Source organism: Porphyrobacter sp. YT40 (assembly GCF_006542605.1).
Classification (GTDB): domain Bacteria; phylum Pseudomonadota; class Alphaproteobacteria; order Sphingomonadales; family Sphingomonadaceae; genus Erythrobacter.
Map to the genome: position 1 here is coordinate 3,102,510 of NZ_CP041222.1, position 16,632 is coordinate 3,119,141.

Annotated in this window: 13 protein-coding genes and 1 pseudogene; 12 read left to right on the forward strand and 2 right to left on the reverse strand. The window is 67.1% G+C overall.

Features of this window, described 5'->3' with window-relative positions; all coding sequences use genetic code 11:
• The first annotated feature begins 15 nt into the window (after nt 1–15).
• Both E2E27_RS14625 and E2E27_RS14630 read left to right on the forward strand, forming a co-directional pair.
• Complete coding sequence (locus E2E27_RS14625; protein ID WP_141460349.1) at nt 16–825, forward strand: SDR family NAD(P)-dependent oxidoreductase; 810 nt, start codon at nt 16–18, stop codon at nt 823–825.
• Entirely contained in the window at nt 825–1,715 is an 891-nt protein-coding gene (locus E2E27_RS14630) for an alpha/beta fold hydrolase (RefSeq protein WP_141460351.1), read from the forward strand. The genes E2E27_RS14625 and E2E27_RS14630 overlap by 1 nt, the downstream gene beginning before the upstream one ends.
• 115 nt (nt 1,716–1,830) lie before the next feature.
• On the opposite strand, the pseudogene E2E27_RS14640 reads toward E2E27_RS14630, so the two are convergent.
• Nucleotides 1,831–2,931 (reverse strand): annotated as a pseudogene (locus E2E27_RS14640) (DUF2332 domain-containing protein).
• Nucleotides 2,932–2,970: 39 nt separating this feature from the next.
• On the opposite strand from E2E27_RS14640, the gene hisG reads away from it, so the two are divergent.
• The 8 genes from hisG (at nt 2,971) to E2E27_RS14680 (ending at nt 11,942) form a co-directional block, all read left to right on the forward strand.
• Entirely contained in the window at nt 2,971–3,648 is a 678-nt protein-coding gene (gene hisG, locus E2E27_RS14645) for an ATP phosphoribosyltransferase (RefSeq protein ID WP_141460353.1), read from the forward strand.
• On the forward strand, nt 3,645–4,940 hold the full coding sequence (gene hisD, locus E2E27_RS14650) for a histidinol dehydrogenase (protein ID WP_141460355.1): 1,296 nt from the start codon (nt 3,645–3,647) through the stop codon (nt 4,938–4,940). Before hisG ends, hisD begins: the two co-directional genes overlap by 4 nt.
• Nucleotides 4,937–5,404, forward strand: a complete 468-nt coding sequence (gene nusB / locus E2E27_RS14655; protein WP_141460357.1) for a transcription antitermination factor NusB — start codon at nt 4,937–4,939, stop codon at nt 5,402–5,404. Before hisD ends, nusB begins: the two co-directional genes overlap by 4 nt.
• A gap of 127 nt (nt 5,405–5,531) precedes the next feature.
• The gene (gene thiL, locus E2E27_RS14660; RefSeq protein ID WP_141460359.1) at nt 5,532–6,389 is read left to right on the forward strand and encodes a thiamine-phosphate kinase; all 858 of its coding nucleotides are present in this window, start codon (nt 5,532–5,534) and stop codon (nt 6,387–6,389) included.
• Nucleotides 6,390–6,580: 191 nt separating this feature from the next.
• On the forward strand, nt 6,581–8,701 hold the full coding sequence (locus E2E27_RS14665) for a sodium-translocating pyrophosphatase (protein WP_141460361.1): 2,121 nt from the start codon (nt 6,581–6,583) through the stop codon (nt 8,699–8,701).
• A gap of 253 nt (nt 8,702–8,954) precedes the next feature.
• Entirely contained in the window at nt 8,955–10,121 is a 1,167-nt protein-coding gene (locus E2E27_RS14670; protein WP_234036076.1) for a GNAT family N-acetyltransferase, read from the forward strand.
• Nucleotides 10,118–10,996, forward strand: a complete 879-nt coding sequence (locus E2E27_RS14675; protein ID WP_141460363.1) for a cupin-like domain-containing protein — start codon at nt 10,118–10,120, stop codon at nt 10,994–10,996. Before E2E27_RS14670 ends, E2E27_RS14675 begins: the two co-directional genes overlap by 4 nt.
• 22 nt (nt 10,997–11,018) lie before the next feature.
• A complete protein-coding gene (locus tag E2E27_RS14680; RefSeq protein WP_141460365.1) occupies nt 11,019–11,942 on the forward strand; it encodes an acyl-CoA thioesterase in 924 nt (307 codons plus the stop codon).
• Nucleotides 11,943–12,056: 114 nt separating this feature from the next.
• On the opposite strand, the gene E2E27_RS14685 is transcribed toward E2E27_RS14680, so the two are convergent.
• The gene (locus tag E2E27_RS14685) at nt 12,057–12,872 is read right to left on the reverse strand and encodes a universal stress protein (RefSeq protein ID WP_141460367.1); all 816 of its coding nucleotides are present in this window, start codon (nt 12,870–12,872) and stop codon (nt 12,057–12,059) included.
• 151 nt (nt 12,873–13,023) lie between these two features.
• Here E2E27_RS14685 and E2E27_RS14690 point away from each other — a divergent pair, with 151 nt between their 5' ends.
• Complete coding sequence (locus tag E2E27_RS14690) at nt 13,024–14,520, forward strand: carotenoid oxygenase family protein (RefSeq protein ID WP_141460369.1); 1,497 nt, start codon at nt 13,024–13,026, stop codon at nt 14,518–14,520.
• Between the two features lie 124 nt (nt 14,521–14,644).
• Nucleotides 14,645–16,486: a DUF885 domain-containing protein gene (locus E2E27_RS14695; protein WP_141460371.1), complete on the forward strand. Its 1,842-nt coding sequence runs from the start codon at nt 14,645–14,647 to the stop codon at nt 16,484–16,486.
• Nucleotides 16,487–16,632 lie beyond the last annotated feature (146 nt).

Here is a 16,632-nt window from a genome sequence, read left to right on the forward strand (position 1 = left end):
CTTCGGGAGAGAGTGATGGACTATACGGGCAAGGTGGCGTGGATCACCGGGGCTTCTTCGGGCATCGGCGCAGCGCTGGCGCGGGAACTGGCGGCGCGCGGGGCTCATGTGGTGCTGTCGGGGCGTGATGAAGCGCGGCTGGCGGAAGTCGCAGCCGAGTGCACTGAAAGCCTGATCATCGCCTTCGATGTGCGCGACGAGGCGGCCTTGGCCGAAGCCACCGCGAAGGCGATTGCGTGGAAAGGCGGTGTCGACATCGCCTTTGCCAATGCCGGAATCTCGCAGCGCAGCCGCGCGCTGAAAACGTCGATGCAGGTCTATCGCGACATCATCGCAGTCGACCTGCTCGCGCAGATCGCCTTCACGCAGGGGCTGATCGGTCACATGGCGGAGCGTGGATCGGGGGCGCTGGGGTTCATTTCCTCGATCGCGGGCAAGGTCGGCGTGCCGATGCGCACCGCCTATTCCGCCGCCAAGTTCGGGCTGGCGGGCTATGCCGACGCGCTGCGCGCCGAGCTGACCGTCAATGGCGTCAGCGTCCACACGATCTACCCCGGCTCGGTCGCCACCAATGTCTCGCGCAATGCGCTCAACGCCGACGGCACGCAGCGCGGTCGCAGCGACAAGGCGATCGACGAGGGCATCCCGGCCGATGTCGCGGCGCGCCAGATGCTCGATGGCATGGCGAAGGGTGAGCGCGAGATCATCGTCGCGGAAGGCATGGAGCTCGCCATGGGCGAAGCGCGCCGCACGCCCGAAGCGCTGTTCGATCAGGTCGCAGGCATGGTCGCCAAGGGCTACATGGACAAGCTGGAGCAGCAGTGATGTTCGATCTCAAGCGCGTCCATCTGCCCAACGGCATCCACCTCGACATCGTCGACGAAGGCCCGGTCGATGCGCCGGTGCTGATCTTCCTCCACGGCTTTCCCGAAAGCCACCGGACGTGGCGCCACCAGATCGCGCATTTCAGGGACCGCTACCGCTGCATCGCGCCCGACCAGCGCGGCTATCGCGGATCGTCAAAGCCGCAAGCGGTCGAGGCCTATGCCCCGGCCAACCTGATCGGCGATATCTTCCTGCTGGCGGATACGCTGGCGATACCGCACTTCACCATCGTCGGCCACGACTGGGGCGGCGCGATTGCCTGGGGCGTGGCGCTGGGGGGCCAGCACGCCCGCGTCACCCGCGCGGTCATCGCCAATGCGCCGCATCCGGTGATATTCCAAAGGTTGCTCTACACCCACCCCGGCCAGCGCGAGGCGAGCCAGTATATCCGCGGCTTCCGCGATCCGGCCAATGATGCGCTGGTGAAGGAGCATGGCCTCACTGGCCTGCTGCTAAAGGAAGTGAAGTGGGATCGCCCCAGCAAGATGGAGCCCGAGGAGCGCGACCAGTTACTGCGCGACTGGCAGAACCGCGATGCAGCCTTCGGGATGCTCAACTACTACCGCGCCAGCCCGATCGACGTGCCGACGATGGACGCGCCTTTCGCCATTCCCGAGGGCTGGACGCCGCCTGCCCTGCCCAAGCTGACCATCCCGACGCTGGTGATTTGGGGCATCGACGATCTCGCCCTGCCCGCCGAGAACCTCGAAGGGCTGGAGGACATCATCGACCCGCTTACTATCGTGCGTGTGCCTGACTGTGGGCATTTCGTGCCGTGGGAAGCGCGCGAGGCCGTGAACGCGGCGATGGAGGCGTTTCTGGAGTGTTAAGCCCGAACCCCGTTCGTGCTGAGCTTGTCGAAGCACCGCACTTCGGTTGCGATTCCGCGCCCAGACCCAAAGTGAAGGACGGCCCTTCGACAAGCTCAGGGCGAACGGATTTAGGCTAGCCCAGCCACTCCACATCCGCGCCATGCGGGTGCGACCATGCGAGTTGCGTCTCCGCCTCGCCGCCGGGCCAGTATCGCACCGTCAGCTTGTGGCGATGGACTGAGCGGTCAGCCTCGACCATTACCCATGCCAGCGGCGCATCCGCCGTCGCCCGCGCGCCTGCCGCCTCCATTGCCGCCGTCACCCGCGCCTGCTGATCGGCAGGGACATATTGCCACACGATCGAATGCATCAGTATCCGCGTCGTGCCGCTCGCCTGAGGCCTCGCGAGTTCGGCCTAGACGAAGTCGGCGGCGGTGGCCCGCACCAAATCGGGCTTGCGTGTCGAAGCGGCGCGGATCGCGGCGTCCATCCGTTCGAAACGAACGGTGTGCTCGGGCCAGATATAGGCCTTGAGCCGCAGCGCCTCAGCCGGATCGATGAGATCGACCGGCGCGACGTCGCAGCCTTTGGTTGAGGTGATGGCGATGTCCCGCGATGGCGGCGGCGCGCCGTGCCATGCGGGAGCGAAGTGCATCACCGCCGCCTCCGGCCCGACCTTCACCCCGCCAAGATCATAGGCGTAGCGATCGAGCATCAGGTTGATCCCCGCGCTCGACCCGATTTCGAGACACTGGAATGCGGGCGGCAGACCCTGCTCGCCCAGCCACAGCATCGCGGCGATGAAATTGGCCGAGCGCCCCGCCTCGTTGGTCTGCGGCGGACCGTCGAGCCACGGCAGCAGAGAAGCCTCGTGCGCGGCGATCACCTGAGCGATTACTGCGGCATCATCGGCAGCCTCGCCCGCATAGATCGGCGCAAGCTCTGGTGCTGCGGCGGACAGGTGGAGCGCGTGCAATCCCCCCGCCACCCGCAGTGGCAGCGCATCGGCGAGCGGCGCGCCCTGCCACCCGCGCACCCGCTCAAGCAGCGCGCCGTGCGCGTCCGAGGCCAGCACCGCCGCAATACCTGCGCAGACTCGCGCGGTGATATGCGCCCCCGCCGCTGCGCAATAGGCAACCTGATTGGCAAAGGCCGTCGCCACCGCGCCCGGCCCGGCGGTGTTCATGTCGACGAATTCATACGCCGGACGGTCCGCCGAATTGCCCATCACCATTGCCCTTTCGCCTCCCCGCCCCTAAGTGCGCCCCCGATCATGACCACCATTGGCATTTCCGACAATATCGGACAGCTGACCTTCGCTGTCCCCAAGGGGCGCATTCTTGATGAAGCGCTGCCGGTGATGGCGCGCGCGGGTGTGGAGCCGGACGCCGACTTCCACAATCCCAAGAGCCGCGCGCTCGCCTTCGGCACCAACCGCGCCGACATGCGCCTGATCCGGGTGCGCGCCTTCGATGTCGCGACCTTCGTCGCCCACGGCGCGGCGCAAGTCGGGATCGTCGGCTCGGACGTGATCGAGGAATTCGACTACGCCGATCTCTATGCCCCGGTCGATCTGGGGATCGGGCTCTGCCGCCTCTCGGTCGCGCGCCGGGCGGAGGATGCCGAGGAACAGGGCAGCGTCAGCCACCTGCGCGTCGCGACGAAATATCCCAGCCTCACCCGCCGCCACTTCGCCGCCGCCGGGGTGCAGGCCGAATGCGTGAAATTGAACGGCGCGATGGAGCTTGCGCCTTCGCTGGGCCTTGCGCGCCAGATCGTCGATCTGGTGTCGACCGGCACCACCTTGCGCGAAAACGGGCTGGTCGAAACCTCGGTGATCCTCGACATCAGCGCGCGTCTGATCGTCAACCGCACCGCCTTGAAGACCGAACCCCGCGTCGCCGCGCTGGTCGATGCCTTCCGGCGCGTGGTGGAAAGCGAGCCCGCATGATCAAGATCCTCTCCACGCTCCAGCCCGATTTCGAGGCGAAGTTCGCCCGGATCGTCGATGCGCGGCGCGAATCCGACGCCGATGTCGCGGGGCAGGTGGCCGACATTCTCCAGACCGTGAAGCTGCGCGGCGATGCGGCGCTGGTGGAATTCACCCAGCGCTTCGATGGCTATGCGCTTGCCGAAGAGGCCGACTGGTCGATCCCGCGCGAGCTGTGCGAGGAGGCTTACAACGCCCTCGCCCCCGACCTGCGCGAGGCGCTGGAGCTCGCGGCGGCGCGCATCCGCGCCTATCACGAAGCGCAGCTGCCGCAGAACCGCGACTACACCGACGATGCGGGCGTGCGCCTCGGCGCGATCTGGCGGGCGGTGGATGCGGCGGGCCTCTATGTCCCCGGCGGGCGCGCGGCTTATCCCTCCTCGCTGCTGATGAACGCGATCCCTGCGCGGGTCGCAGGCGTGGAGCGGCTCGCGATCACCACGCCGACGCCCAAGGGCCAGTCCAACCCGATGGTGCTCGCCGCTGCGCATATCGCAGGGGTGGACGAGATCTGGCGGATCGGCGGGGCGCAGGCGGTCGGCGCGCTTGCCTATGGCACCGAGCGTATCCGCCCGGTCGATGTCATCACCGGCCCCGGCAATGCCTGGGTGGCCGAGGCCAAGCGCCAGCTTTACGGCGTGGTCGGGATCGACATGGTCGCCGGCCCTTCGGAGATTCTCGTGATCGCCGACGGCAAGAACGATCCCGACTGGATTGCCGCCGATCTGCTCTCGCAGGCCGAGCATGACCCGACCTCGCAATCGATCCTCATCACCGACGACGCCGGATTTGCGCGGCAGGTGGAGGACTGCATCGACCTTCAGATCGCCGCTCTCGCCACGGGCAAGACCGCGCGCGCCAGCTGGGACGCCCACGGCGTTATGATCGTGGTCAACGATCTGCTCGCCGAAGCCCCGGCGCTCGCCAACCGGCTGGCGGCGGAGCACGTGGAGCTAGCGGTCGACGATCCTGAGCCTTTCATGCACGCCATCCGCCATGCCGGGAGCATTTTCCTCGGCCGGATGACCCCCGAGGCGGTGGGCGATTACGTCGCCGGGCCCAACCACGTGCTGCCCACCGGGCGCCGCGCACGCTTTTCGAGCGGGCTGTCGGTGCTCGATTTCATGAAGCGCACCAGCTTTCTGGGGCTTGATGCCGCGTCCTTCGCGCATGTCGGCCCTGCCGCCGCAACCCTCGCCCATGCCGAGGGGCTGCCTGCCCACGCCAAGTCCGTGGAACTGAGGATCAAATGAACTCTCCTGCCCGATCGAAAGCCCGCTCGGCCGCGCGTCTCGCCGCCGTGCAGGCGCTCTACCAGCAGCATATGGAGGGCACCGCGCTCGCCCGCCTGCTCGACGAGTTTCACCAGCACCGGCTGGGCCGCACCATCGATGAGGATGCCTTCGACGAGGCCGAATATGCCGATGCCGAAGTGCCCTTCTTCGACGACGTCGTGCGCGGCGTGGACGCGCGGCGAGACGAGATCGACGCGCTGGTCGCGAGCAAGCTGGCGAGCGGCTGGAATCTCACCCGGCTCGACCGGGCGATGCTGCAGGTGCTGCGCGCGGGCACCTACGAACTGCTCGCCCGCAAGGACGTGCCCGCCCCGGTGGCGATCAACGAATATGTCGAGGTCGCCAAGGCCTTCTTCGATGACGGGCAGGCGAAGTTCGTCAATGGCATTCTGGACGCTGTGGCGAAAGAGGCGCGGGGCTAGCATAACCTCCGTTCGCCCTGAGCTTGCCTGCCCTGGCGAAAGCCGGGGTCGAAGGGCCGTTCTTCCTTTCAAGATGAAAGAACAGGGCTTCGACAGGCTCAGCCCGAACGGTTAGAGTTTGCAGCCCATGAACGAGCCCGATTTCATCGCCGCCCTGCGCGCCCTGCCGCTCCATCCCGGTGCGCGCGGGCTGGCGGATGATTGCGCGGTGATCGCGCTCGGCAGCGAGACGCTGATCCTCACCCACGACATGATGGCCGAGGGCACCCATTTCCGCGCTGATGCCGATATGGCGGACGTGGCGTCGAAGCTGGTCGCGACCAACCTTTCGGACCTGGCCGCCAAGGGCGCGGAGCCGCTGGGCGTGCTGCTCGGGCATACACTAGGACGCGACGATGCGCGCTTCCTCGAAGGCTTGCGCGAGGCGCTGGCGGCTTTCGATACGCCGCTGCTGGGCGGAGACACCATCGCCGCCGCCGGCGCGCGCACCTTCGGCCTCACCGCGATAGGCCGCGCGACGCATACGCCCGTCCCCACCCGCAGCGGCGCGCGGGCGGGCGATCACATTTACCTCACCGGCCCGGTCGGACGGGCGATGCTAGGATTTGAAGGCGACCCCGCGCACCGCGCCGCCTTCGACCGCCCCGTCCCTCGCCTCGCCGAGGGCCGGGCACTCGCGCCGCTTGTCTCCGCGATGATGGATGTCTCGGACGGCCTGCTGCTCGATGCCTTCCGCATGGCCGAGGCAAGCGGCGTGACCCTCGCGCTCGATCCGGCCGCGATCCCCGTCGCCGACCCGTCGCGAATGGAAGACTGCATCCGCTGGGGCGACGATTACGAGTTGCTGTTCACCGCGCGGCCATCGGCTACCCTGCCAGTAGCTGCGCACCGCATCGGAACCGTTTCGCCGCACGGCCTCGCGCCGCTGACCCTCGGCGAGACCGCCCTCACCGACCCCGCCAGCCTCGGCTATCGCCACGGCTGAGGCCCGCACCCTGCCCCTCGCAGCCTCCCAAAACTGCTGAATCCGGCGCAAAACCGGGATTGGCACTCGCAGCGAGGCTTGCCAGCCCTTCGCGAGGCCCTAAGACTAGGGGCTTCGCGCCCATGGGATTGAAAACGAGGCGCGGGCGCCCCCGCAAAAGGGGGAAGCAACATAACGAGAGGGGATTGCTCGTGAATCTATTGCTCATATCGATTGGGCTCGGTGTGCTTGCCATTGTCTATGGCATCGTCACCAGCTCGCAGGTGCTGCGTGCCAGCCCTGGCAACGCGCGGATGCAGGAAATTGCCGCCGCCATTCAGGAAGGCGCGCAGGCCTACCTCAACCGTCAATACACCACCATCGCGATCGTTGGCGTGGTCGTCGCCGCGATCGTCGCCTTTGCGCTGGGTACCACCGCAGTGATTGGCTTCGTCACCGGCGCGGTGCTTTCGGGCGTTGCGGGCTATATCGGGATGAACATCTCGGTGCGTTCCAACGTGCGCACGGCGCAGGCGGCGTCCGAAGGGCTTCAGGCGGGCCTCACCCTCGCCTTCCGCGCAGGTGCGATTACGGGCATGCTGGTGGCCGGCCTCGCGCTGCTGGCGATTGCGGTGTTCTTCTACGTGATGGTCGGGCCGATGGGTCTGACGGCATCGAGCCGCGAAGTGATCGACGGGCTCGTCGGCCTCGCCTTCGGCGCATCGCTGATCTCGATCTTCGCGCGTCTGGGCGGCGGGATCTTCACCAAGGCGGCAGATGTCGGCGCGGACCTTGTCGGCAAGGTCGAGGCAGGCATTCCCGAGGATGACCCGCGCAACCCCGCCGTGATCGCGGACAACGTGGGCGACAACGTCGGAGATTGCGCCGGGATGGCCGCCGACCTGTTCGAGACCTATGTCGTCACCGTCGGCGCTACCATGGTGCTGACCGCGCTGCTGCTCACGCAGCTGGGCGATCTGCTGCTGCCGATGATGGCGCTGCCGCTGCTGATCGGCGGCGCGTGCATCGTCACCTCGATCCTCGGCACCTATTTCGTACGCCTTGGCGGGGGCACGAACGTGATGGGGGCGATGTACAAGGGCTTCATCGTCACCGCGGTGACCTCGATCCCGCTGATCTGGCTGGTCACGCAATATGCGCTGGGCAGCGTTGGCGTGGGGATGGATACCGTTCTGAACCCCGGTCAGGGCATGACCGAGTTCACCGGCATGAGTCTGTTCTACTGCGCCCTGCTCGGCCTTGTGATCACCTTCCTGATCATCTGGATCACCGAGTACTACACCGGCACCAAGTATCGCCCGGTGCGCTCGATCGCCAAGGCGTCCGAAACCGGCCACGGTACCAACGTGATCCAGGGCCTCGCGATCAGCCTCGAGGCAACCGCGCTGCCGACGCTGGTGATCGTGGCGGGGATCATCATCGCCTATGGCCTCGCGGGGCTGATGGGTATCGCCTACGCGGCAACCGCGATGCTGGCGCTGGCGGGGATGGTCGTGGCGCTGGACGCCTATGGCCCGGTTACCGACAACGCGGGAGGCATCGCCGAGATGTCGGGTCTGGACGATAGCGTGCGCGAGAAGACCGACCTGCTCGACGCGGTGGGCAACACCACCAAGGCCGTGACCAAGGGTTACGCCATCGGCTCGGCGGGCCTCGGCGCGCTGGTGCTGTTTGCCGCCTACACCACCGACCTTCGCACCTTCTTCCCGGATGCGAATGTCGATTTCAGCCTCGAAAACCCCTTCGTGATCGTCGGCCTCTTGCTGGGGGCGCTGCTGCCCTACCTGTTCGGGGCGATGGGCATGACCGCGGTGGGCCGTGCGGCGGGTGACGTGGTGCTCGACGTGCGCAACCAGTTCCGGGACAATCCCGGGATCATGGCGGGCACCTCCAAGCCCGACTATGCGCGCACCGTCGACCTCGTCACCAAGGCGGCAATCAAGGAGATGATCATCCCCTCGCTGCTGCCCGTTCTGGCGCCGGTGGTGGTGTACTTCGTGATCACCGCGATCGCGGGCCAGGACAACGGCTTTGCGGCATTGGGCGCGCTGCTGTTGGGCGTGATCGTGGGCGGGCTGTTCGTCGCGCTTTCGATGACCGCCGGCGGCGGGGCGTGGGACAATGCCAAGAAGTACATCGAGGACGGTAATCACGGCGGCAAGGGCTCGGAAGCCCACAAGGCCGCGGTGACGGGCGACACGGTCGGCGATCCCTACAAGGACACCGCCGGGCCTGCCGTGAACCCGATGATCAAGATCACCAACATCGTCGCCCTGCTGCTGCTCGCGGCGCTGGCGCACGGGGTGGCGTGACCCAACCTTGTGAGCCCCCGTACAGGCGGGGGCCTCGGGCCGGTTTGCGCCTGCTTTGACGAGATCCCCGCCTTCGCGGGGACTCACGAAAAAAATACACCCCGCCGGGCGCGATCCCGGCGGGGTTTATCTTTGTCGCGTGCCCTGTCCCGCCGCCGGACAGCGCCCAGCCACGCTGAAGCTTTCTTAATCGCTCCGTGCCATGCCCCCTCGCATGGGTGCGCAGGGTTGCGCTGCGACGGGGTGAATCGCGATGAAGATGGGGCATGCGGACAGCTTCCGCATCCGAACAGAGACCGAACGCGCGCCTGCTGCCCTGCCCCCTGCCCAATTGCGCCTGCTGACCCTCGCCGAAGCCGAAGACCCCGCCTTCCTCGCCGCATGGCAGCGCCTCGTCACCCGCGCGGCGGAGCCCAATCCCTTTGTCGAGCCGTGGTTCCTGCTCCCCTCATTGAAGCAATGGGGCGAGACGGCACGGGTCGTCGTTGCGGCGTGGTATGCCGAGGGGCGGCTGGCGGGCCTGCTGCCGGTCAAGCGCGATGCGGACTATTACGGCCACCGCGTGCCGCATGTGGGCGGCTGGCTTCACCCCAACGCCTTCTGCGGCGTGCCGCTGGTCGCCACCGGGCACGAGGAGGCTTTCTGGCGCGATCTGCTCGCCCATTGCGACCGGCACGCGGGCCGCGCGCTGCTGCTGCACCTGCCGCAGCTTCCCGCCGATGGCCCGGTCAGCGCCGCGCTCGACCGGGTGCTCGCCGCCGCGCCCCGCGCGCATTACACCGCCGCCGAGGAGCAGCGCGCGCTGCTCACCGGCGAGGCCAGCGCCGCCGCCTATCTCGACACCGCGATGAGCGCCAAGAAACGCAAGGAGCTGCGGAGGCAGCACAATCGCCTCGCCGAGGAAGGCGCGCTGACGTTCGAACGGCTGGCGGGCGACGAAGACCTTGCCGCATGGACCGCGGAATTTCTCGCACTCGAAGCCGCCGGATGGAAGGGCGCTGCCGGCTCCGCCCTCGCCAGCGCGCCCGACACGCGCGCCCTGTTCGAACAGGCGCTGGCGGGCGCGGCGGCGGCGGGGCGGCTCGAACGGCTCGCCCTGCGGCTCGACGGGCGGGCGATCGCGATGCTCGTCAACTTCATCACCCCGCCCGGCGCCTACAGCTTCAAGACCGCCTTCGACGAGGCCTTCGCGCGCTTCTCGCCGGGGATGCTGCTGCAGCTGGAGAACCTCGCGCTGCTGGAACGGCCCGGGCTCCACTGGGCCGATAGCTGCGCCGCAGAAGGCCACCCGATGATCGAGCGTCTGTGGCGAGACAAGCGTCGCATGGTCAGCCGCAATATCGCCATCGGTGGCCCGCTGCGCCGCGCCGCTTTCCGCCTGCTGATGGCCTACGAAACCCGATCGAGGACACGCCGATGAACGCACCTGCCCGCTTTGCCGATGCCCTGCCCGCCACGGTGTTCGATCCCGCCACGCGCAGCCGCTTTGCCAAGCATTATCCCGAGCATCCGCATATCCTCATCCACAGCCTCACCAGCCACCCGCTGCTGGAGATCGAGGCGCTGGCGCAGCTTGCCGAAAAGCTGCCGATCAGTTCGGTCGAATACAACCGCGGCGATCTGCCGATCGGGGTCGACGGCAAGCCCGGCTCCAACGGCCTGACCATCGCGGAGACGATCCGCAAGGTTGCCGAGGCGGAAAGCTGGGCGGTGCTCAAGAACATCGAGCAGGCGCCCGCCTATCGCGACCTTCTTCTGGGCCTGCTCGAGGAAATCCGCCCCGAGATCGAAGCCGCGACCGGCGCGATGCTGACGCCGCAGGGGTTCATCTTCGTGTCCTCGCCGAACTCGGTCACGCCCTACCACTTCGATCCCGAGCACAATGTCCTGCTCCAGATCCGCGGCAGCAAGGTGATGACCCAGTTTCCGGCAGGCGACACCCGCTTCGTACCCGACGAGGCGCATGAGACCTATCATTCGGGTGGCCCACGCGAGTTGAAGTGGGACGACAGCTTCCTCCCCCACGGCACAGAATTCCCCCTCGGCCCCGGCGAGGCGCTGTTCGTGCCGGTGATGGCGCCGCATTTCGTGAAGAACGGCCCCGCCCCCTCGGTTTCGCTGTCGATCACCTGGCGCTCGGAATGGAGTTACCGGGAGAGCGATGCGCGGATCTTCAATGCGATCCTGCGCGAACGCGGCTTTTCGCCGAAGGCCCCGGGCCGCTGGCCGGTGCAGAACCATGCCAAGGCCTATGCATTTCGCGCTCTGCGCAAGCTGGGATTGACGGGTTCGTGAAGCGCAAGCATGGCCTCGTGCCATGACCGACACGCCCACCAATGCCGAACTCGTCGCCAGCCTCGTCCGCCTGCTGACGGTCGAAAAGCGCGCCGCCGATGTCTTTGCAGGACGTCCGCAGCAGGACGGGATCGGGCGGGTGTTCGGCGGGCAGGTGCTCGCGCAGGCGTTGCAGGCAGCGCAGGCGAGCGTGACCGACGGCAAGAGCGCGCACTCGCTCCACGCCTATTTCCTGCGCGGCGGGCGCGAGGGGGCGCCGATCGAATACCGCATCGCGCGCGATTTCGACGGGCGCAGCTTCGCCAACCGCCGCGTGGTCGCTTCGCAGGAGGACGAGCACGGGATGCCGGTGCCGATCCTCAACCTCACCGCCAGCTTCCAGCTAGCCGAGGACGGCCTCGAACACAGCGATTCGCCGATGCCGGACGTGCCGCAACCAGAAGATCTGAGGCCCGACATGGAGCAGCGCCGCGAAATCGCCGCAGCATGGGGCGACAGGCTCTCCGAACAGCAGCGCCGCCTGATGCTGCGCCCGCGTCCGATCGAGATGCGCACCTGCGATGCGCTGCACTGGATGAGCCGCGAACCGCGCGAGCCGCGCGCGCATACGTGGTTCCGGGTCTGCGCGCCGATTATCGGGGCCGACGACACGCCCGACCTGCACCGCGCGATCATCACCTATGCCAGCGACTACACCCTGCTCGGCACCAGCGCGCTGCCGCATGGCCTCAGCTGGATGCGCAACGAGTTGGTGGGCGCGAGCCTCGACCATGCGATCTGGTTCCACCGTGAAGCCCGCGCCGACGAATGGCTGCTCTACGCCACCGACGCCCCGTGGAGCGGCGGCGGGCGCGGCTTCAACCGCGGGCGTATCTTCAATCGCGCAGGCGAGTTGGTCGCCAGCGTCGCGCAGGAAGGGATGATGCGGAAAAGGGTAAAGAGGTAAACCCCCTCCTCGTCATTGCGAGCGAAGCGAAGCAAACCAAGGCCTGACGGTGCAACGCGTCTCAACTGCGGCCCATGGATTGCCTCGTCGCCTACGGCTCCTCGCAATGACGAATTAGTGCGCCAGCAGGATCGGCATTTGCGGCTCGCTCAGCATCTTGCGCGTCACGCCGCCCAGCAGCATTTCCGCCAGCCGCGAATGGCCATAGGCGCCCATCACCATCAGCCCGCATTCGCGCATCTGCGCGGCCGAGAACAGCGTGTCGGCGATGCTCGCCTCGCCGCACGGGATCTCGACGACTTCGCAGTCGATCCCGTGGCGGGCGAGATAATGCGCGCCTTCGGTGGAGGGGAAATCGTGTCGCGACTTGTCCGAAGGCTCGGCGATGGTGGCGAGCGTCACCTTGCACGCGCAGGCGAGCAGCGGCACGGCGGCGCGCAGGGCGTGGGCGGCCTCGGCAGAGCCGTTCCACGCCACCAGCATCGGCGCGCCCAGATCGAGGCTTGGGGCGCTCGCGGGTACCACCAGCACCGGCACCGGGGCTTTCAGCACCACATCGCCCACCAGCGCCGAAGGCCCGCGCCCGTCGCTCCCCGCCTCGGCCGGGCCGACGATCACGACGTCCGCCAGCGGCGAGGCTTCGAGCAGGCGCTGCGGGGCGATGCCATAGACGAAGCGCCAGTCCCACGGCACGCCCTCGTTCTCCAGGTCGGCCTCAATCTGGGCGCGCAGCTTTTCGGCGTTCTCCTTGATCACCGGCATCGCGGCGGCAATCGCCGAGCCATAGACATCGCCCGGCGCGAAGACCTCGTAGCTGACCGCCTGAAGGCAGGTGATGTGGCCGTTGGTCGCCCGCGCGATGTCGAGCGCGACTTGCAGGCGCGCGGTCATCGCGGCGTCGTGGTCGATGTGCAGCAGGATCGATTTCATGGCGTGTCTCCCGGTGGTGGTGTGGATGGTCGCCCCGAACGCCGCGGCTGGCTTTGACAGGGATCAAAATCGGCCCGCCGCGCAAGGGAGCAGCATAGCATCTTGCCATGGCCAAAGCCCGCGCTCATTCTGGCGCGAGGGAGAGACCATCATGCAGATCACGCGCCACCCGCCGGTGAAGACCAGTCTGGAGCCGTCGAACCACCCCTATCTCACCGGGGCATGGACGCCGCTGCACGAGGAAGTCGACGTGGCCGAGCTGCCGGTGCTGGAGGGCGCGATCCCGGCGGATATCGACGGCATCTACCTGCGCAACACCGAAAACCAGGTGCATCAGCCGCTCGGGCGGCATCACCCCTTCGATGGCGACGCGATGATCCATCAGGTCAACATCAGCGGCGGCAGGGCCAGCTACCGCAACCGCTTCGTGCGCACCCATTGCTTCGAGGCCGAGCAGATCGCGGGGCAATCGCTGTGGGGCGGGCTGATGGACCCGTGGGGCACGAGCAAGCGCCCCGGCTTCGGCGCGCATGGGGGGCTGAAGGATACCGGCTCGACCGACATCATCGTTCACGCCGGAACGGCCTACGCCACGCTCTATCAATGCGGCGAGGCGTGGATGCTCGATCCGGTGACGCTCGCCAGCCGCGGCAAGGCGCCGTGGGTGCCCTTGGACGGCATCTCGGCCCACCCCAAGGTGGACGAGGCGACCGGCGAGCTGATGTTCTTCAACTACTCCAAGCACGCGCCTTTCATGCATTACGGGGTGGTCGACCGTGAGGGGCGGCTGGTGCATTACGTCCCCATCCCCCTGCCCGGCCCGCGTCTGCCGCACGACATGGCGATCACGAAGAACTGGTCGATCCTCAACGATATGCCGCTGTTCTGGGACGAGGAGCTGCTCACCCGCAACATCCACGCCGCGCGGCTGCACGAGGGCGTCCCCACTCGCTTTGCCCTGATCCCCCGCCACGGCCAGCCGGAAGACATCCGCTGGTTCGAAGCCGCGCCGACCTATGTCCTGCACTGGACCAATGCGTGGGAAGAGGGCGACGAGGTGATCCTCGAAGGCTATCATCAGGCCAGACCCATGCCCGATCCGCTCGAGGAAATGGGCCGCTACAGCCACATGATGGCCTATGTCGACGAACACTCCTTCCAGTCCCGCCTCCACCGCTGGCGCTTCAACCTCACAACCGGCGAAACTCGCGAGGAGCGCCTCACCGACCGGATCGTCGAATTCGGGATGATCAATCCGGCCTATGCCATGCGCAAGAGCTGCTACGTCTGGTCGACCACCACCCGCCCCGGCTGGTTCCTGTTCAACGGCTATGTCCGTCACGACACCCAGACCGGCGAGGAACAGGTCTACTGCCTGCCCGAAGGGGTCTATGCCAGCGAAAGCCCGATGATTCCCCGGAAGGGCGCCACCACCGAGGATGACGGCTACCTCGTCACCTTCCTGATCGACGAGAACACCGGCACCTCGCAATGCGCGATCCTCGATGCGAGCGACATCACGAAAGGCCCGATCTGCCGCCTCGCGCTGCCGCACAAGATCTGTTCGGGCACCCATTCCGTGTGGGTCCAGCACGATCAGCTGCGCAAGGATGCGGCCTTCCACGCCGCCCGCTTCGCCCGCGCCTGAGGCTCCGGCGCAACGTCACCCGTCGAAGCGGCTCGCCCGCTCGTCGCCGCTGCGCTTGCGCCGGGCGCACGCCGAGGCGTAACGCGCCGGGATTGCACGACTGCCATTTCGGGAACCCCATTTGATGACCTTGCGCCATGCCCTCGCCGCTTCGACCGCCCTGCTGCTGACGGGCGCGCCCGCTCTGGCGCACACCCCCGCCGCCCCGCTCGCCGCGGCGGTGCTGACCGCGAGCACCGAAACCGCCCCACAGACCGAGCACGACAAGCTGTTCGCCCTGTTCGCCGATGCCGACGCGCGCGAGCTGGAGCTCGACCCGCTCGGCCGCCTGTTCCGCGGCGACGACACGGACGCCGACCGCCTCGGCGACCTCCTCACCGATTCCAGCTTTCTCGCCAGCCGCACCGACATCAAGCTGAACCTCGCGCTGCTGGCGCAGATCGACCGCAGTAAGCTCGATGAAACCGACGCGCTTGCCTATGACGTGTTCAAATACACGCAGGAGCGCGCGCTTGACGGCTATTCGGACGAGATGCGCGCGCTGACCGAGGTTCGCCCGCTCAACCACTTCTTCGGGCTGCACACCTTCTACCCGCAGCTTGCCAGCGGCACCGGGGTCGCGCCGTTCAGGACGCTGGCGCATTACGAGGACAACCTCAGCCGGCACGACGATTACATCGACTTCCTCGGCCGTGCGATCGGCCGGTTCCGCGAAGGCATGGACAGCGGCGTGCTCGAGACGAAGCTGACGGTCGAGATCATGGTCACCCAGCTCGACACCCAGCTGGAAACCCCGATCGAGGATTCGATGTTCATGGCCCCGACCAAGGCCTTCCCCGACACGGTGTCGGCGGAAGACCGCGCGCGCCTGACCGCCGCCTACGAGGCCAAGACCCGTGAAATCTACGCCGCCACCACCGCGCTGCGCGACTTCCTCAAGAACGAATACCTCCCCGTCGCGCGCGACAGCATCGGCCTGTCGCAGATGAAGGGCGGCGACAAGCTCTATGCCCAGATGGTGGAGGAATCGACCACCCTGCCGCTCGATCCCGAGACGATCCACCAGCTCGGCCTGTCGGAAGTCGCGCGGATCAAGGGAGAGCTGGAGAAGCTCAAGAAGGAAGTGAAGTTCAAGGGCACGCTTACCCAGTTCTTCGATTATGTCCGCACCGATCCCAAGTTCCAGCCCAAGAGCCGCGAGGCGCTGACCCAGAATTTCTACGACATCGGCAAGCAGGTCGATGCCAAGATCGGCGATTATTTCTCGCTGATTCCCAAGTCGCCGCTGGAAATCCGGCCCTACGATCCCTCGACCGAAAAGTTCGAGGCGGGGGGTTCCTATCAGGGGGGCTCGCCCGACGGTTCGCGCCCGGGGGTGTTCTACTTCAACGCCTATGACCTGCCGAGCCGCCTGACGCCGGGCAATGTCACGCTCTACCTCCACGAAGGCGCACCGGGGCACCACTTCCAGATCAGCCTCGCGCAGGAGAACGAGGCGCTGCCCGCCTTCATGCGCTTTGGCGGCACGACCGCCTATGTCGAAGGCTGGGCGCTCTATGCCGAAACGCTGGGTTACGAGATGGGCTTCTACAAGGACCCGTGGAACCGTTATGGCACCTTGCAGGACGAACAGCTGCGCGCGATGCGGCTGGTGGTCGACACCGGCATCCACGCCAAGGGCTGGAGCCGCGATCAGGCGATCGACTACATGCTCGCCAATTCCGGCATGACCCGCACCGAGGTGGTGGCCGAGGTGGATCGCTACATCGCCATCCCGAGCCAGGCGCTGGCCTACAAGATCGGCGCGCTCAAGATCCAGGAACTGCGCCAGCGCGCCGAGGCGAAGCTGGGCAAGAAGTTCGACATCAAGGCCTTCCACGCCGAGGTGCTCGACACCGGCGGCCTGCCGCTGGCGATCCTCGAACAGAAGATCGACCGCTGGATTGCGGCCGAGGCGGCAAAGTAAGGGCGCAGGGCGCGGCTTTCCTACAGGGCGGCAAGGCGGGTACAAGCCCCGCCATGCCGATCGCCGCGCCCGCCCTGTCCACACCTTTCCGGCAATCCGCCGTGCGTTTGGCGGACTGCGGGAATCCAACATCGTCCGGAGAGGTT